The organism is Flaviflexus massiliensis, assembly GCF_001375495.1.
GTDB lineage: Bacteria > Actinomycetota > Actinomycetes > Actinomycetales > Actinomycetaceae > Flaviflexus > Flaviflexus massiliensis.
This window is the reverse complement of record NZ_LN831057.1, coordinates 490,878-508,586: the sequence shown is the minus strand read 5'-3', so window position 1 is coordinate 508,586 and position 17,709 is coordinate 490,878. Positions and strand designations below refer to the sequence as shown.

17 protein-coding genes are annotated in these 17,709 nt (G+C 58.2%); 7 read left to right on the top strand and 10 right to left on the bottom strand.

Annotated features, from left to right (window positions below):
• The first annotated feature begins 18 nt into the window (after positions 1-18).
• Positions 19-276 (top strand): hypothetical protein, encoded by a 258-nt coding sequence (locus BN1241_RS03885; RefSeq protein WP_054952381.1) that lies wholly within the window; start codon positions 19-21, stop codon positions 274-276.
• 15 nt (positions 277-291) lie between these two features.
• On the opposite strand, the gene BN1241_RS03880 is transcribed toward BN1241_RS03885, so the two are convergent.
• Positions 292-678 (bottom strand): hypothetical protein, encoded by a 387-nt coding sequence (locus BN1241_RS03880; protein ID WP_147599255.1) that lies wholly within the window; start codon positions 676-678, stop codon positions 292-294.
• 268 nt (positions 679-946) lie between these two features.
• Between BN1241_RS03880 and ilvD the strand changes: the two genes are divergently transcribed.
• The gene (gene ilvD / locus BN1241_RS03875) at positions 947-2,659 is read left to right on the top strand and encodes a dihydroxy-acid dehydratase (RefSeq protein WP_054952379.1); all 1,713 of its coding nucleotides are present in this window, start codon (positions 947-949) and stop codon (positions 2,657-2,659) included.
• Positions 2,660-2,739: 80 nt separating this feature from the next.
• Here ilvD and BN1241_RS03870 read toward each other — a convergent pair whose 3' ends face one another.
• A complete protein-coding gene (locus BN1241_RS03870; RefSeq protein WP_054952378.1) occupies positions 2,740-4,362 on the bottom strand; it encodes a homing endonuclease associated repeat-containing protein in 1,623 nt (540 codons plus the stop codon).
• Between the two features lie 284 nt (positions 4,363-4,646).
• Between BN1241_RS03870 and BN1241_RS03865 the strand changes: the two genes are divergently transcribed.
• The 3 genes from BN1241_RS03865 to BN1241_RS03855 all read left to right on the top strand — a co-directional run bounded on the left by BN1241_RS03865 (position 4,647) and on the right by BN1241_RS03855 (position 7,262).
• Positions 4,647-4,955, top strand: a complete 309-nt coding sequence (locus BN1241_RS03865) for an excalibur calcium-binding domain-containing protein (protein WP_054952377.1) — start codon at positions 4,647-4,649, stop codon at positions 4,953-4,955.
• A 303-nt stretch (positions 4,956-5,258) separates the two neighbouring features.
• Positions 5,259-6,422, top strand: coding sequence for a GmrSD restriction endonuclease domain-containing protein (locus BN1241_RS13570; RefSeq protein WP_054952376.1), 1,164 nt, complete (start codon positions 5,259-5,261; stop codon positions 6,420-6,422).
• A 183-nt stretch (positions 6,423-6,605) separates the two neighbouring features.
• The gene (locus BN1241_RS03855) at positions 6,606-7,262 is read left to right on the top strand and encodes a VOC family protein (protein ID WP_054952375.1); all 657 of its coding nucleotides are present in this window, start codon (positions 6,606-6,608) and stop codon (positions 7,260-7,262) included.
• Between the two features lie 161 nt (positions 7,263-7,423).
• Here the strand turns inward: BN1241_RS03855 and BN1241_RS03850 are convergent, their stop codons facing one another.
• The 8 genes from BN1241_RS03850 to BN1241_RS03815 all read right to left on the bottom strand — a co-directional run bounded on the left by BN1241_RS03850 (position 7,424) and on the right by BN1241_RS03815 (position 14,780).
• On the bottom strand, positions 7,424-7,702 hold the full coding sequence (locus tag BN1241_RS03850; RefSeq protein WP_054952374.1) for a hypothetical protein: 279 nt from the start codon (positions 7,700-7,702) through the stop codon (positions 7,424-7,426).
• Between the two features lie 314 nt (positions 7,703-8,016).
• Complete coding sequence (locus BN1241_RS03845; RefSeq protein ID WP_054952373.1) at positions 8,017-9,258, bottom strand: argininosuccinate synthase; 1,242 nt, start codon at positions 9,256-9,258, stop codon at positions 8,017-8,019.
• Positions 9,255-9,767 carry an arginine repressor gene (locus BN1241_RS03840; RefSeq protein ID WP_054952372.1) on the bottom strand — a complete coding sequence of 171 codons (513 nt, stop codon included), beginning with the start codon at positions 9,765-9,767 and terminating at the stop codon, positions 9,255-9,257. The genes BN1241_RS03845 and BN1241_RS03840 overlap by 4 nt, the downstream gene beginning before the upstream one ends.
• A gap of 1 nt (position 9,768) precedes the next feature.
• Positions 9,769-10,899: an acetylornithine transaminase gene (locus BN1241_RS03835; protein ID WP_054952371.1), complete on the bottom strand. Its 1,131-nt coding sequence runs from the start codon at positions 10,897-10,899 to the stop codon at positions 9,769-9,771.
• The gene (gene argB / locus BN1241_RS03830) at positions 10,896-11,795 is read right to left on the bottom strand and encodes an acetylglutamate kinase (RefSeq protein WP_054952370.1); all 900 of its coding nucleotides are present in this window, start codon (positions 11,793-11,795) and stop codon (positions 10,896-10,898) included. The genes BN1241_RS03835 and argB overlap by 4 nt, the downstream gene beginning before the upstream one ends.
• On the bottom strand, positions 11,792-12,946 hold the full coding sequence (gene argJ / locus BN1241_RS03825; RefSeq protein WP_054952369.1) for a bifunctional glutamate N-acetyltransferase/amino-acid acetyltransferase ArgJ: 1,155 nt from the start codon (positions 12,944-12,946) through the stop codon (positions 11,792-11,794). Before argJ ends, argB begins: the two co-directional genes overlap by 4 nt.
• Positions 12,943-13,983 (bottom strand): N-acetyl-gamma-glutamyl-phosphate reductase, encoded by a 1,041-nt coding sequence (gene argC, locus BN1241_RS03820; protein ID WP_054952368.1) that lies wholly within the window; start codon positions 13,981-13,983, stop codon positions 12,943-12,945. Before argC ends, argJ begins: the two co-directional genes overlap by 4 nt.
• A 341-nt stretch (positions 13,984-14,324) precedes the next feature.
• Positions 14,325-14,780 (bottom strand): carboxymuconolactone decarboxylase family protein, encoded by a 456-nt coding sequence (locus tag BN1241_RS03815; RefSeq protein ID WP_054952367.1) that lies wholly within the window; start codon positions 14,778-14,780, stop codon positions 14,325-14,327.
• A 66-nt stretch (positions 14,781-14,846) separates the two neighbouring features.
• On the opposite strand from BN1241_RS03815, the gene BN1241_RS03810 reads away from it, so the two are divergent.
• Together BN1241_RS03810 and BN1241_RS03805 are read left to right on the top strand one after the other, a co-directional pair.
• A complete protein-coding gene (locus BN1241_RS03810; protein WP_054952366.1) occupies positions 14,847-15,800 on the top strand; it encodes a quinone oxidoreductase family protein in 954 nt (317 codons plus the stop codon).
• Between the two features lie 496 nt (positions 15,801-16,296).
• Positions 16,297-17,688, top strand: coding sequence for a hemolysin family protein (locus tag BN1241_RS03805; RefSeq protein ID WP_054952365.1), 1,392 nt, complete (start codon positions 16,297-16,299; stop codon positions 17,686-17,688).
• Positions 17,689-17,709 lie beyond the last annotated feature (21 nt).

Below are 17,709 nucleotides of genomic sequence, written 5' to 3'. Positions count from 1 at the left end.
GGATTCTCATGACGCTCGGTGCGGACCTCCCCCTCACGCAACAGGGCAACCTTCCTTGGCTACTGGCAGGCGATCGCGAACTCGGGATCCGCTACCGGCCCATTCGTGGTCGCAGGACTAACAGCAATCATGGGCGTATCGGGCGGCCTGTCGGCAACAGCAGGGCTCGGACTCTTTGGTGCGATCTGGTCCCGCGCACTTCTGCCCGCCACCTATCGCAGGCTGGGACTGACGATGAGGAGCATGCCCATCAACTTCCCCGAAGACCGCTCTTGAACAATCTCCCGATCATCAGCCTTCAGGCCACGTCCATTCCGGCCCATCTGCGTGGGCCCTGGGACGATGAAGCATTCCGGATACGTAGGTGATGATCAGCTCGGCATCCTCATCCGCATCGTCTGCCAAGATTGGGCTCGCCGGGTCCACCTCGCCATCGTGAATCAAGGTCCACCCGTGATGCTCACGGGGCTGCCAGATGATCGTGACCTTGTCGTTGTTGGCAAGCCCTTGAAGGATCGTGCCGTGCAGACCGCGGATTCTGGCAGATCCGTCCGACCCAATCTCGGGATCAACCGTAAAGATCCGAATGTAGCCGTCGGGATGATGGGCAATGAGCGTGCCGCTCCCGAAGGCGGACATGGCCTGACTGAACCGACCTGCTGCTACCCGAATACTCACGACTCATCCTTCATAACCCGATAGATTCAATGTCCGAGTGCGGAACCGCCCGCACCAGCTGTCTTCATTATGGTGGGAACCACCGTTATTTGAGGTCGACTTTCGTCCCTTCAAACGAAAAGAACCGGTGAAGGTGCCGGGGCATGTGCTGAATATCCCTCTCGACGGGCATCGTCAAAGTCCAGGTGTGAGCCGTGACGACCAAAAGACTGAAGTGGGCAATTGGACGCCTGTACCGATTCTGCGTGACCCAGAATACACTTGTCGTATGAGTGATGAGGAATACCCCGCAGGAATCGATATTAAACCCAGGTCGCGTGACGTCACGGACGGCCTGGAAAAAACGGCGGCTCGCGGTATGCTCCGCGCAGTCGGCATGGGAGATGACGACTGGGTGAAGCCCCAAATTGGCATTGCTTCATCCTGGAACGAAATCACTCCGTGCAACATGACACTGTCGAAACTGGCTGGTTTCGCTAAGGAAGGCGTCCACCAAGCGGGAGGCTACCCGCTCGAATTCGGCACAATCTCGGTCTCCGATGGTATTTCCATGGGACACGAGGGTATGCACTATTCTCTCGTCTCTCGGGAAGTTATTACGGACTCGGTTGAGACAGTCTTCGCAGCCGAGCGACTCGATGGCTCCGTCCTTCTCGCGGGCTGCGACAAGTCTATTCCCGGCATGCTCATGGCGGCGGCCCGCCTCGACTTGTCATCCGTGTTCCTCTACAACGGTTCGATCATGCCAGGCACGGCACGGTTCGAAGACGGCACCGAAAAGGAAGTGACCCTCATCGATGCCTTCGAGGCGGTTGGCGCATGCAGGGCTGGGAAGATGTCGGAGAAGGACGTTGATGCCATTGAGAGGGCTGTCTGCCCGGGCGAGGGCGCCTGCGGCGGCATGTACACCGCGAACACCATGGCATCAGCCGCGGAAGCGATGGGCATGTCACTCCCCGGCTCTGCCGCTCCCCCGGCCATTCACCGCAACCGTTCCCTCTTTGCCCGCAAATCCGGCAATGCGGTTGTCGAGCTCCTTCGCCGGGGCATGACCGCCCGTGACATCATCACCCGCGAATCACTCCTCAATGCGATTGCGGTTGTCATGGCTTTCGGGGGATCAACGAACGCTGTCCTGCACCTCATGGCGATCGCCCACGAAGCGGATGTCGAACTTAGCCTCGATGACTTCAATGCTGTGGCAGACAAGGTCCCACACCTGGGCAACCTCAAGCCGTTCGGTGAGTACGTCATGAACGACGTGTTCAAGGTCGGTGGTGTGCCGGTGGTCATGAAGGCACTGCTGGATGCTGGACTTCTCAATGGCGACTGCATGACAGTAACAGGCAAGACCGTCGCCGAGAACCTCGCGAACATCAACCCACCCGATCCGGACGGCAAGATCCTCCGTGCACTCAGCAACCCGATCCACGCCACCGGCGGACTCTCGATTCTCAAGGGCTCACTCGCTCCCGGAGGGGCCGTGGTGAAGACCGCAGGTTTTGACGCGGAGGTCTTCGACGGCACCGCACGCGTTTTCGAGCAGGAGAAACCGGCGATGGACGCCGTTCTCGCTGGCGAGCTCAAACCAGGTGACGTGGTCGTCATCCGTTACGAAGGCCCCAAGGGCGGCCCTGGCATGAGGGAGATGCTCGCCATCACCGGTGCCATCAAGGGTGCGGGAATCGGCAAGGACGTTCTCCTCATTACCGATGGTCGTTTCTCGGGCGGCTCGACCGGTCTCTGCATCGGCCACGTTGCTCCCGAAGCGGTTGATGGTGGACCGATTGCACTCGTGGAAGATGGTGACAGAATCACGGTTAATATTCCGAAGAGGACGATCGACCTGCACGTGGATGAAGAAACCCTTGAGGAGCGCCGAAAGAACCTTACTCATCCCGACAACCCGCGCCTCCACGGCGTGCTCGGCAAGTACGCGAAGCTCGTCCAGTCCGCTTCCATCGGAGCTGTTTGCTACTAGTTCATCTACTACGTGTGTAGGGAAAAATCCCAAGGGATACAGGGGTCGGTCACCACTTGGGGTGGCCGACCCCTCACCTGTTAAATGCGTCGGGTGATTTTGTTACTGGTTCGTGGTGAAGAGACCGCGGTATCGGCATGCTGGCGGGCACGTTGCACGGTTTCTTCCCAGCTTCCGAATCTCTTGACGAGAGTGGTTGGGCGGGGTTTGTCGTGCTCACGTGACCACTCCTCATAACCGGTGAAGGTCACGACGTTGTGTGTGCGGCAATAGTCGACAAGCGGAGAGATCAGCTCATCATCGCTCATGTTCATGTACTTCCCCCGTTGCCCCGGCCTACCCCCAACCGACCTCACAAGTTCATTCCACGACAGTTCACTATTTCTTACGAGCACGTTTCCGTTCGGGGCATTATTTTCCTTCGCCCACTGTGAATAGGCAGCAATGGTGAGGACCGGACCAATCTCGGCCAGCGCTCTGCGCAGATGATCCTCATAGTTAATATCTTCGCGGACAAAAGTCGACCAGTCTCGACGTTTCCTCACATCAGCAACCCAGTTCGGATCGTGCTTATCAACAAATCCCGCGGCGAGACGCTGCCCAGTACGCGACATGTCAAGCCAAGTTCCACTCAACCGGATGCGCAGGAGCGCACCCGATGGTCGCCCTGGTACTGCTGCAAGCCACTCTTCAAGATGCCGATACGTATATCCCTCGCGCGGTTCCGTAAAGAATTCAACAATCGCCGCCCACAGGTCATCGTCACTATGAGCCCGTTCTCGCTCCACGGAATACGAACCTTCGATACCTGCCGCGGCGAGTGCACCAGACCATTTACCGAACCGGTTCGAGGGAGTTTGCTTCGTCGGACCGCCGCGGGCTCGGCTCCACTGCTCGAATCCGTCCGCGGATGTTAAGCCAGTTTCTTGGTGGAATTGGCGCAGCAAAGCAATGAGCTCGTGGTCTTCCCATACGCGGCGGCCACCGGCTCGTTTCCTCGACGTACTGTGGAGGGTTCGACGTTCCCCCAGTGCACGAGAGATAACTGATCGAGAAAGCTCAAGATCGCGTACCGCCTGCTCAATGGAAACTCCGGGATTTTCCATCGACCAGTCATTAACAGACTCGGAGATGCGACGGGTTTCCTGCTCCGCCTCCCACTCCCGCAGGATCTTCCGCGCATCAATAATGCGCCCCGTTGGCCACGGACTCTTATTAATAATTTGTCGCACCCGTTCACGGGTGAGACCGTATTCCTGCCCGACTTCGTCAAGGCTCGCCCCTTGGGAATATTGATGGATCATGCGAGCATTGCGGACCGCGTGCGACTCAGCTGCGACGTCGGACGTCACGTGTTCCACCATGGCAGCGATCTCCGCTATCACAGCCTGCGCCCCCTGCACGGTCAACTGCATCTCCGGTTGCTCACGAAGCTCGGAAACTGTCACCGCTGAAGTCTTAAGTGACTTCTCTGTGACCGAATACGCTGGCGGCACCGCTGCAACATCTTCAACTCCGGGTGCCTCGGTACCGTCATCAATCGGCTGCGAACGCGATGGTTGTAGCCAAGGCGGTCTCTGTGGAACGCGGAGCATCGGTGTGGTCACCCGAGGAGTGCCGTCCGAGCCAACGAAGTCGTCTTCAGGTTGCTCGTCGGCCGTGCCGACACGTTCACGGCCCTGCCCCTGCATGTCAATTCGCACAGGTCACTCCATCCATTCGTGCACCATTGCACCCCGGGTATTACGTCTCGTTTATCGTAGCGCGCTCACGGTCAGATCTTGTGTCCGTTTCCAGTGGAAGACATGGAATCCTCGAGTCACGCAACAATATATTTGAACTTGTTAATAACTCCTTCTTGTCTTGAAATGAGGACGACTATGCGTCGTTTTTTCATGGGTGTCATAGCGGTCGCCACACTAGCAGGTTGCTCATTCGATTCATCCTCCTCTGACGACGGTATCGAGGCCGAAATGTAGCAGATGTTGTGACAGCTGAACCCGCTGCTGACGAAGCTGTCGCAGACGATTCGAACGCCGAAGAAGGACTAGCCGAAGTGACCGCCCCAGCTCCGGTACCCGCCCCAACTGAGGCTCCTGCTCTGGCACCCGCTCCTACCGAGGCACCCGCGCCCGCACCTGCGGCCGCTCCGGCGCCGGCACCTGCTCCCGCTGGTGATGTTTACTTCGCGAACCGCACGGAGGCACGAGCTGCCGGTGCGGCACGGCTGTGTGTCGGAGAACCGGGCTACCGCACAGCTATGGATCGCGACAGGGATGGCATCGCCTGCGAATAGGGATGATTTGCGCATAGCTTCTGCGTAGCACATCAAAAAAACGGACCCGTCGGGGTCCGTTTCCTTTTCCACGCACGTGGGGATTCGAGAGTTCACCTGGCATCTGTGAGTTAACCAATCACTTCTGTGCAACCTTTCTCTAGTGAGGAATTAGGTGTTGAAACATGATCGTTCACTAATTTTTAACGCATTGACATATGGGCCTTGTGACTATCTCCACCGAAGGACACGAAAACCCTCCGTCACCCCAAGATATATTTATTTCTGTTAATAACTCCTTCTTGTTTTGAAATGGGGACGGCTATGCGTCGGCTTTTCTGGGGGATTGCTGCACTTGTTGTACTGGCGGGATCGTACAATGCCGTAACTTCTGATCTCGATGAGGTTGAGGCTGGTCATGCTTCAGAGGTGGTGACGGAAGCACCTGTCTCAGAAGAGCCGGTGACGGCTGAGCCAACGACCGAGGAACCCTCGACTGAAGCACCAAGCACACAGGCTCCTACACCAGAACCAACTCCTGAACCGGAGTCGACCACCGAGGTCGGATCCGTTGTCGTCTCCTCCGAAGAGATCGAAGGCGTGAGGGCTCTCGACGTTGTCGAGACGCTCGAGGTTAAAGGCCGCGCTCCCAAGACCGGTTATTCACGCGACGAGTTTGGTCAGCGCTGGGCTGATACAGACCGCAATGGTTGCGATACTCGCAATGACATCCTTGATCGCGACCTGACGAATAAGTCCTACAAGCCGGGGACCCGCGACTGCGTTGTCCAAACCGGCACCCTCATCAGCCCCTTCACCGGCGCCACGATTGCGTTCGAGCGTGGCCAGGGCACCTCCAGCCTCGTTCAAATTGACCATGTCGTGGCCCTGTCTGATGCGTGGCAAAAGGGTGCTCAGCAGCTCAGCTTCGAGGACCGCACTCTGTTCGCTAACGATCCGCTTAACCTGCTCGCGGTGGACGGTTCGAGTAATGCACAGAAGGGCGATGGCGATGCCGCCACCTGGCTTCCAGCCAACAAGAGCTACCGCTGTGAATATGTTGCACGCCAGGTAGGCGTCAAGGCGAAGTACAACCTGTGGGTGACTCAGGCTGAAAAGGACGCGATCGTCCGGATCCTCACAGACTGCCCCGACCAAATCATCCCTGACTCGGACGTCCTCGCCACTGTGGAAGTGACGTCACCTACTCCCGCACCGGCTCCCACGGTGGAGGCAGCCCCAACTCAGGCCCCGGCCCCTGCTCCCGCACCGGCACCTGCTCCAACCCAGGCTCCTGTCCCTGCACCGGCACCTGCTCCAACCCAGGCTCCTGTCCCTGCACCGGCACCAGCTCCGGCACCGGCCGCCGAAGTCTATTACGCAAACTGCACGGAGGCTCGGGCCGCTGGCGCCGCCCCGATCTATGAAGGCAAGCCGGGTTACCGAGTTGCCATGGACCGTGACAGGGACGGCATCGCCTGCGAGTAGTCGGAACGAACGATCGCACAAGGTACAACATGCGTAGACGGAATGGACCCTTCGGGGTCCATTCCCCTTTTAATTAGGGTTTATCGATGGACTCAATTCGGTAACTGCCTGATCATGGTCGGTATCAGGTGCTAGCGTGAACAAGAGGAATAACTTCGTTCCCGCACTCCGAGGAGGCTCATCATGATCATTCGCCAAACGATCCATACCGCGGATCCGGAAGCTTGGAAAGAGTTTGTTCATGCCTGCAGAGCGGCCCCAATCACCGAAAGTGATACGTGGTCTGTGTATGGGCTTGGTCGCGGGCAGCTCGGTGTCTTCCTCGCCCAGTATGATCCCGCCGGCTCTGTCTCCGTGAGCCTCGACATTGACCGACTTGATCGATTCAGTAGCCCCTACGTGCGGGTGTCTAGGCCCGGCGAGCAACCCGACCTGTCGGTCGTTGGTTATGACCTGCCTGAGTTGCTCGTCCATAACCTTGGATACGAGCCCGACCGGGGCGGGGAACTGTCAGCATCTCCCCTGCTCTTCACTTCCCAGGTGAAAGACAATATTCCGGTCCTAGAGTCACTTGGTCTCGAATTACGATCCATCAGTGCCGATGAAACTTACGCCGAGTTCGATGGCGACGGCATCCTTGCCCTTCACGTTCTTGACGAGAACGACGACGCGGCTCCACAGATAAAGCTTTCTTTCCAACATCCCAATCTTGATGACTTGGCCGAACATCTCCGTGAGGCGGGCTTCGCTCCAAACATCGGCTTCGAAGATTTCGGCAGATCAGTGCGGGTGAAGATTGGCAATGAACTTGCAAGGATCCACGAGTCTCCTGCCACGTAGCCAAATCACGGAGAAGAGAATTCACAGCAATAGCAAAACAACACTCATTCATTCACTGCATGAGTGTTGTGAATCAGGCTATGCGTGCTGACCAATCCTTTGATACCGCAGGTGGCAAACGACCGAGCCAAAGACTAGTTCAGTGAGACAGCATCGAGTAGTTAAGATCCCTGGGTCGCAAGTACTCGTCGCTTGAGCTGGTGCGATCCAAACCAGAGAAGGAAACCTACGATCAGCCAAGCGGTTCCGAGCATGAAGAGTTCAAGTGCCCGCATGAGCTTCTCAACATCATAAAAACTAACGGTGTCAGATGCGCTGCGACTCATCTCAAGGGTGAGGTTTGCCGTGTAGAGCGAGTTGAATGACCCGATGAATGTGCCGGCGCCGATGATGAACAGCAGAACTCCTGCCCATTCGAGAATTATCTGAAGAACCTTCATGTAAATAGACCTCCCCCTCAAAAAATTAGCGGCCAGGCCCTATTCATTTTAGGACTTTTGCTTGTCATCCAATAGGGTCCAAAACAGCAGAGGACTCACAAGATCACGCGGCTCATCTTCTCCCTGACGTCCTGATTGTTTGAAGGGTGGGGTGGATACAGCATGAGCATTCATTTCCATTCCAGGGTCGCGCCTCCTCACCCGCGCTCAACGCACAATTGTGCCCTGCTAGTAGGACGCTATTTCGTCACCACTAGCAGGGCACAATTCACTCTTGGACTCAGGGGATCCGGTTCGTACAGAACTTCTTGTGTCTAGTTCAGGACCGATTCACCAAGATCTTCACCCTTACCAAAAGCAACATCACGGGCGGCAGCAAGCTTGCTCGGAAGGCCGGTGATCTCGATGAAGCCACGTGCTGAGGACTGGTCGAAGGTATCTCCAGCATCGTAGGTTGCGAGGTTGAAGTCGTAGAGCGAGGTGTCCGAGCGGCGCCCGGTGACGGTGGCGCGACCACCGTGCAGGGTCATCCGAATGTCACCCGACACGTACTCCTGGGTGTGGGCAATGAAGGCGTCGAGGGAACGCTTGAGCGGCGAGAACCACTGGCCTTCGTACACGAGGTTGGTCCACTGGTCCGAAACGGTGCGCTTGAAGCGTGCCTGGTCGCGGTCCAGGGTGACGTTCTCGAGCTCACGGTGGGCTTCGATGAGGGTCATGGCGCCCGGTGCCTCGTAGATTTCACGGGACTTGATGCCGACCATGCGGTCCTCAACGATATCGATGCGACCAATACCCTGGGCGCCGGCACGCTTGTTGAGTTCCTGGATCGCTTCGAGCGGGGTGACCTTGCGTCCATCAATGGCGACCGGAATGCCCTTCTCGAACGTGATGATCACTTCGTCCGGGAGCGGCGGGTAGGTCGGGTCATCCGTGTAGGAGTAGACATCCTTCGTGGGTGCGTTCCAAATATCCTCAAGGAAGCCGGTTTCGATGGCGCGGCCCCACACGTTCTGGTCGATTGAGAACGGGTTGTTGTGCGTCGTTTCGATCGGAAGATCGTGCTTGTTTGCGTATTCGATGGCGAATTCGCGGGTGAGGGCGAGGTCGCGGACGGGCGAGATGCACTTGAGGTCCGGGCCGAGCGAGGTAATGCCAACCTCGAAACGGACCTGGTCGTTGCCCTTACCGGTGCAGCCGTGCGCAACGGTGTCTGCTCCGAAGCGGCGTGCCGCGGTTACGAGGTGCTTGACGATCGTGGGGCGGGAGATTGCGGAGACGAGCGGGTAGGCATCCATGTAGAGGCCATTCGCGGCGAGCGCCGGCATGCAGTATTCATTGGCGAACTCGTCACGAGCGTCAGCAACGTACGCTTCAACTGCGCCGCAGTCGAGTGCGCGCTGGCGGATGGCTTCGAGGTCTTCACCGCCCTGACCGACGTCAACGGAGACTGTGACAACCTCTTTACCAGTCTGTTCTGCGATCCAGCCGATGGCGACCGATGTGTCCAACCCTCCCGAGTAGGCGAGGACAACCCGATCCTTGTGTGCGCTCATGCGTTCTTCTCTTTCTCTGTAGCTCTTTGTTCAGCAAGACTTAGTAGGTAGGTGGCGAGCGATTGTGCTCGCTCAGGGGTATTTGTGATGACGAGGACCGTGTCATCACCGGCAATGCAGCCGAGGACACCGTCGAGGACAGCCCGGTCGACCGACGCTGCAAGTATCTGCGCCGCACCGGGCGGGGTTCGCATGACAACCTGGTTGAAGGCGACCTTAGCGGTCAGGAGGAGGTCCTTGCACCAGCGTTCCAGATAGTCGCGGGCAGCGATCGTGGCGTCCGGAACATCATCGGGGTTGGGCAGGACATAGCCTTGGCGTCCGCCCGGGAACCGGACCTTGGTTGCCCGCAGGTCATCCAGGTCTCGTGAGAGCGTTGCCTGGGTCACTACAATACCGCGGTCCTGGAGTTCGAGCCGGAGTGCTTCCTGGCTCGCGATCTGGGATCCGCTAATGATTTCGGTGATGACCGCGTGGCGGGCAGCGCGAGTGGTTGGCGTTGTTTTCACATCACTTCCTCAGCTCGGACAGTGCCTGCACAAAGGGCGCAAACTCATCACGGGAAATGATGAGTGGCGGTGCAAGGCGGAGAGTATCCGGTCCGGTTGCGTTAACAATGAAACCGGCCTTGCGCAGCTCGGTCACGAGCCCCGGTGCGTCGTTGACGGTGACGCCCAGGAGCAGGCCCCGGCCACGAACCTCGAAACCAGCCGCGTTCAGCTCCCCCATGATCCACTCGCCCATGTCCCCCACGTGAGGTAGCAGTTCGGTGATGCGATCAAGAACGGCGAGTGCAGCTGCTGCAGCGACGGGGTTCCCACCGAAGGTGGAGCCATGGCTTCCCGGGGTGAAGAGATTAGCTGCCTCACCGGTGGCGATGATTGCACCGATCGGCATGCCTCCTCCCAGGCCCTTGGCCAGGGTGATGACATCGGCCTGGACACTGGCGGTGTGTGCAAACCAGCGGCCGGTCCGTCCCATCCCCGTCTGAATCTCGTCAACAACGAGGAGCGCACCGATGCGGTCTGCGGTCGCTCGAGCTTCCTGCAGGAACTCTTCGCTCAGCGGCATGACGCCCCGCTCACCCTGGATGGGTTCGAGGAAAATCGCTGCAACGTCATCGCCGAGTCCGGCGAGCGCCTCAACCTCGGGGACAATAAATTCGCATCCGGGGATCTGCCCGAAGGGTTCGCGGATGGCGGGCTTGTGGGTAATGGAAAGTGCACCGAGCGTACGTCCGTGGAAGGCTCCCTCAAGCGCAACGATCTTGCCCCCCGGCTTGTGGAGCATCGCAAGCTTCATCGCACCTTCGTTGGCTTCGGTTCCCGAGTTCGCGAGGAACACCTTGCCGGGGCGTCCACCTTCGCTAACGAGGAGCTCGACCAGCTTCTTCGCTAGATTGATTTGAGGCTCGGTCGTGAAGAAGTTGGAGACGTGGGACAGTTTGGACACCTGGTCAGTGATTGCGCGGGCCATAGCTTGATCGGCGTAGCCGAGTGCGTTGACTGCGATACCTGCCAGCAGGTCCAGGTACTTCTTTCCCTCCGTGTCCCACACGTGCACGCCCTGCCCGTGGTCGAGCACGAGGGAGGGTGTACCGAATGCGTTGATGTACACGGATTCGTAGGTTGAGATCGTCATTTCGTGTCCCCCGTGACGAGAGTTCCCACTCCCGCATCAGTAAAGATTTCCAGCAGCATCGAATGCTCCATCCGCCCATCAATGACGTGCGCGGCCTTCACCCCGCCATCAATCGCGTGGAGCGCGGCCTCCATTTTCGGCCGCATTCCCGCATCGAGCTTCGGCAGCAGTTCGCGCAGTGCGGTCGTGCCGATCTCGGACGCAAGCGAGTCCTTGTTGGGCCAATCCAGGTACAGTCCCTCAACGTCGGTCAGCATGAGGAGCTTGGAGGCTCCGAGCGCCGATGCGATCGCTGCCGCTGCAGTGTCCGCATTAACGTTGAGGATCCCATCCCCCTCCACATCCATGGCGATGGTGGAAATGACGGGGATCCGGCCGTTGTCGAGAAGGTCGTGGATCGAGGCCGGGTTGACTTCGTGAACATCACCGACATGACCCAGGTCGACCCTTTTGCCGTCGAGCTCGATGAAGCGTTTGCGCGCCGTCAGCAGGGCCGCATCCTCACCGGACATGCCCACCGCGTAGGGAGAATCCCTATTGAGCAGGGACACGAGGTCACGTTGCACCTGTCCGGTCAGGACCATGCGGACAACTTCCATGGCCTCAGCCGAGGTGACTCGTAGTCCGCCCCTGAACTCGGATTCAATTCCGAGCTTGGCCAGCATGGCGTTGATCTGCGGGCCACCGCCGTGCACCACGACAGGCTTCAATCCCACGTGGTAGAAGAACAGGACGTCGTGAGCGAACGCTTCCTTCAGCTCCTGGTTGACCATAGCGTTGCCACCGTATTTGATGACAACGGTTTGTCCCGCAAACTCCCGAATCCAGGGCAGTGCCTGGACGAGAACTTCCGCCTTGTCTTGGGCTGCTAACAATCGTTCCAAAATCGTACTCATGTTGTGTATGCCGAATTCTCTGTCACGTAGTCGTAGGTCAGATCGTTGGTGAGGATGCTGGCGGACTCGGTTCCCGACCCCAGCTGCAACTCAACCGTCACGAGACGGTTCGCGGCCATGTCCACCTCATCACGCCTGCCGGTATCAACTCCCTGCTCGGCCACGGGCACGCCGTTAATAATGACCGCAAGATCTTGCGGATCAAAGGGCGCTTCCGATTCGGGAACTGTTCCCGCCGCGGAGATGATGCGGCCCCAGTTGGGGTCATTGCCGAAGATCGCGCACTTGAACAGGTTTGATTGTGCGATTGCGCGAGCAACCGCGAGCGCACCCTCTTCCGTTGCCGAGTGGGTCACCTGAATATCAATGTCGTGGCTCGCACCCTCGGCGTCCCCAATCATCTGCTTCGCTAGATCGGAACATACCTCGTTCACTCCGCGAGCAAACTCCTGCAGATCGGGAGTGATCCCTGAGGCACCGCTTGCTAGGAGGAGGACCGTGTCGTTGGTCGACATGCAACCGTCAACATCGATCCTATTAAATGTCGTGTTCACCGCGTCAACGAGAACGTTTTGGGCGCTTTCGGAGTCGATCACAGCATCGGTCGTGATGATACAGAGCATGGTGGCCATGCCCGGGGCAATCATCCCAGCACCCTTGGCCATGCCACCGATCTTGAAACCGGACTCGAATGTTGCCTGCTTCGACACCGTATCGGTTGTCATGATGGCCTCGGCAGCGTCAGACCCACCATCGACCCCCAGGCCGGCAACCGCCTCTGCCACGCCAGCAACGAGCGGAGCCGATTCAAGTGTCACGCCGATAACACCGGTCGAGCACACGCCAACATCGCTCGCCTCGAGTGAGAGATGCTGAGCAACGGCCTCCGCGGTCGCGGTTGTCACATCCATGCCGCCAGGGGTCGCAACGTTGGCGTTCCCCGAATTAAGTACAACGGCCTTGAGCCTGCCGTCAGCCAGCGCATTACGAGTCCATTGCACGGGCCACGCCACGACCCGGTTCGTCGTGAACACTCCGGCCGCCTCATCCAGCGGACCCTCGTTGACCACGAGGGCGAGGTCAGGTTTACCGGACTCTTTGAGGCCGGCTGTCACGCCGGAGGCAACAAATCCTTGAGGAAAGGTAATCACGGGGCAACTCCCACCGTTGTCAGGCCAATATCCTCCGGGATGCCGAGGGACAGGTTGAGGGATTGGATTGCGGCACCTGCCGTGCCCTTAACAAGGTTGTCGAGAGCGCAGATCGCGGTCAGGCGCTGTCCATCCCTGTCCAGAACCGCGTGCACGAGCGCCGTATTGGCGCCGGTCACCATTGAAGTTGTGGGGACCTGCTCGCTGTATTGGACGAAAGGTTCATCTACATAGGTTGCCCGGTAGGCGTCCCTCACGTCTTCCGCGGTCGTCCCTTCCTTCACAGGAATCGACACGGTGGCGAGGATTCCACGGGAAACGGGGGCGAGCACCGGGGTGAACGAGAGCGTCTCTAGCGTGCCACCAGCCTTCTTGAGGTTCTGCACGATCTCGGGAATGTGACGGTGGGTTCCACCTACTCCGTAGGGAGCAAGACTTCCAAGGGCTTCGGAAGCCATGAGGTGGGGCTTGGCGGCCTTGCCGGCACCGGAGTATCCGACTGCCAGAATCGCAACGATTCCCTCACCGGTGGCAATACCGGCGTGCAGGGCAGGCTGGGCTGCAAAGGTCACCGCCGAAGCATTGCATCCCGGGGCGGCAATGAGCCGGGAGTAGGAAAGGATCTCACGCTGCGACTTCCCTTCACGAATGAGTTCGGGCATGGCGTACGCCCACGGTTCCGCCATCTGCCCACCATAGAACGCCTCCCAAGCGGAAGCGTCCTCGAGGCGGTGATCAGCACCAAGGTCAATGATCCGCACCTCGGGATTGATCTGGAGGATGGCTTCTGAAATCTCGGCAGAGGCGCCATGAGGCAGGCCAAGAATGACGACGTCGGAGTCGGCAAGTGTCTCGGCTTCCATGGGCACAAGCTCACGGTCCCCTATTGCTCGCAGATGGGGATGGAACTGACCGATTGGACCGCGCGATGAGTGCGCGGCAAGCACACCAATTTCGAGCTGAGGGTGGGAGGTCAAGAGTCGTACGGCCTCTCCCCCGGCATACCCCGATGCCCCTGCAACAGACACTTTAACCATGCGTATAAGTATACGTTTGTCCGTATTAATTTCAAGTAGGGGGCTCCGTGGAGTGCCACGAAATAATCTCACATTATCCCGGTTAACAAGGCACAAACTGGGTGCAAAGGGAAGGGAGCGTGCAATCGAATTTTTCCGTATACCCGGGCATGTGTCGCGCAACTCACCCGAATCGGTTCCGGTCAGCTTCCGCGTAGGTCAACGGATGAGTCTAGGCAATGGACAGTCCAGTACCGAACCTTGCAGGGAAAAGTTCGGCGCTATGCCGGGTGGTTGCCTGGCTTCAAGGTGACTGCATGTCTTCAAGCAGGTAGGTCCGCCTCTCCCCCGGTTCCGCAGTTCTATTTGACCGGGTGTCCGGAGAGGATCGAGATGCGATTGAAGGCGTTGATGGCGATGGCGATCCAGGCGGCTGCAGAAAGCTGTTCGGGGGTGAGGACGGATGCGATTTCGTCATAGCGTACATCAGCATCCCGCGCTTGCGGAAGTTCGGTGGCTAGCTCGGCCATTTCCAGCACCGCTCGTTCCTCGGCGGTGAAGATGGGCGCATTCCGCCACGCCGGAATCACGGCAATCTTGACCGCGTCCATCCCCGACCGCACGAGTTGGGGAACATGGGCTTTCAGGCAGCTGGGGCACTTGTTAATTTGGGAGCACCGGACGTTGATCAGTTCAACGAGATCCCTTCCCAGGCCCGCCTCTTCCGCAATTTGCTTAACCGTGTCCGCGAACTCAAGTGCCGACCGATATGCGAGCGGATGCTGACGATCGATGTAGAGCCTGCCCGGTGTTACCATTTTTCTCTCCCCTTATGTCTGCTTTCGATCTAGTCTAGGAACTAAGTGGCGCCAAGGAGGACGATCATGAAGGCAATACGTGTTTCTACGACCGGCGGTCCCGAAGTCTTGGAGTGGGTGGACGTGCCCGATCCGGTTCCCGGACCGGGCGAGCTCCTAGTCGAAGTCGAGTACGCAGGATTGAACTTTATCGACACCTACCAGCGATCCGGCGTTTACACGATAGAGACGCCGTTCATTCCCGGACAGGAAGGCTCGGGCCGAGTGATCGGCCGCGGTGAAGATGTTGAGGGCTGGTGGGATGGCACCCGTGTTGCGTGGACGAACCAGATGGGGTCCTACGCCCAGAAGATCGTAATCCCCGCCTCGGCGGCACTCTACGTTCCCGATTCAATTCGGATGGATACGGCAGCGGCACTCCCCTTGCAGGGCATGACCGCGCACTATCTCATTCGTTCCGCCTACCCGGTCGATCGAGGGACAAAGATTCTCATCACCGGTGCTGCAGGCGGCGTGGGCCGCATCGCCGGTCAGCTTGCTTCCGCACAGGGTGCGATCTCCGTTGGAACTGTCAGTACAGAAGAAAAGCTTGCCTTCACCGACACCACTCATTCAATCGTTGTCTCGGACTGGGCCACGATAAAACAGCAAGTGACAGATCGAGTCGGACTGCTTGACGTCGTGTACGACGGAGTGGGCAAGGCGTCTTTCGATCACACGATCACCTGCCTGAGACCACGGGGCCTCATGTGTCTTTTCGGTGGAGCCTCAGGCCAGGTCCCACCCTTCGACCTGCAAAGGCTCAATGCCCTCGGTAGCCTCTACATCACCCGGCCCACGCTTGCGAACTACCTCGGTCAGGAACAGGAATGGCGTTGGAATGAGGTGACGGAACGAACCGCCGCCGGACATCTCGACATCCTCATCGGCAAGGTATTCGATGCACAATACGCGAGCAAGGCTCACGCTCACATCGAATCCGGAAAGTCGATTGGAAAGACTCTGATCAAGATCCACTAAGCACCTTCCTAGTCCCTATGATCCACACAAATCGACTCTCGATCATGACGCCTTGGAATGCCCTGATCGAGAGTCGAATGGTCGACGCTGCGGGTTTCCGGTTGACCGAACCTTGTTCGCCATGAGAAATGACGTGCAAGAGCCCTTCGTGCATTCATTCATGCACGAAGGGGTGACTCCAGCGAGGCGCCTACGTGCATCCCATGGTCTCAAGAACATGGAGAAAATGGCGGGACGAAGCCTCAAATGAAAAGTAAGCGTCTTGGGTCTGGTCACATGGGCGTGTTACCTGCGACTTTGCTGGATACCGTTCCGGCTACGTCAACCTCATTCACGGCCTGGGTTTTTCTCATGAATTACGGCACGGTTGATATTGGTCCTTGCACTGCTTGCTTTACTATGTTGCTGTGGACAAAACCGCTCAATCAGACCCTGACAGTATTATGACCGCCTTACCTGGCCACGTGGCCGCTAAGAATGGTGGGGTGGTCGGATCATGAACAGCCTCGCAGTGAACATCATCATGGTGTTCGTCTTCGTTATTATCGGCGGCATTTTTGCCGCATCAGAAATGGCCCTGGTGTCGCTCCGTGAGAGCCAGTTGCGGCGCATGGAGAAGGAATCGAAATCAGGTAAGCGCGTAGCGATCCTGGCCCGTGACTCGGGTACATTCCTTTCTGCCGTCCAGATCGGCGTCACATTCGCTGGATTCTTCTCCTCCGCTTTCGGAGCATCAACCATCGCACCCCAATTGGAACCCGTGCTCGTTGGCTGGGGCCTTTCGGAAGGTGCGGCTGGCCCGGTTGCACTCGTGACGATGACTCTCATCGTCTCCTACCTGTCCCTCGTTCTCGGTGAACTTGTTCCGAAACGAATCGCACTCGCAAGGAACGAACAAGTCTCCAAGCTTCTCGGTCCCTCGCTCTCGAAGTTCGCCGTGCTTCTCAAGCCGGTTATTTGGATCGTCAACGTCTCCTCCACAGCGATTCTCCGCCTCATTGGTATCAACCCCGATGACAACGGGAGTGCAATGTCGGATGAGGAGGTGCGGGACATTGTGGTGTCACACGAAGGCTTCGACGTGGCGGAACGCGACATGGTTGAAGATGTCTTCCAAGCCTCCAACACGCTACTGCGTGAGGTCATGAGGCACCGCCGTGACGTCATCGCAATCCCCGAGGATGCAACGCTTGGTGAAGCGATCACAACGGTTGGCGAACACCCGTACTCCCGCTACCCCGTCTACCGGGAAGAAATCGATGATGTCATCGGCTTCGTTCACATTCGGGACCTGTACGAGGCACGCTACAAGCTCACAGCCGACGCCTCGATCAAAACCATTATCCGTGACATTCTCATGGTGCCCGGAACCGGAACTCTCATGCCGGTCATGAACAACATGCGGTCGACCGGCCACCACATCGCAGTCGTCATCGACGAATACGGTGGCACCGATGGCCTCGTGACCTTGGAGGATCTCATCGAGGAACTCGTGGGCGAAATCTGGGACGAGTACGACACGGAGCTGTACCGCGAGGAAATGAAGCTCCACGAGTCGAAGATGTTTGATGGTCAAACATCCCTTGAAGACTTCTACGACCGTACCGGTATCGCCCTTCCCGAAGGACCCTACGAAACGATTGCTGGCTGGATGCTGTCCCTCATGGGCCGCCTCGCTGAACCCGGTGACGTCGTACCAATCGACCACAATCTGACGGCCGACCAGGAAGACGATTCTGTGACGATCCGCTACGAGCTTGAGGTCGCCACAGTCGAAGCCAATCGCATCACCGCGATTCAGCTGCGCAAGACCACGGTCCAGGTCGAAACAAATGACGATGGCAATGACGTAACCGCGAAAAACTCTGCCAAGGACAAGACCGAGTAATTCATTCGGAAGCCTTAAATA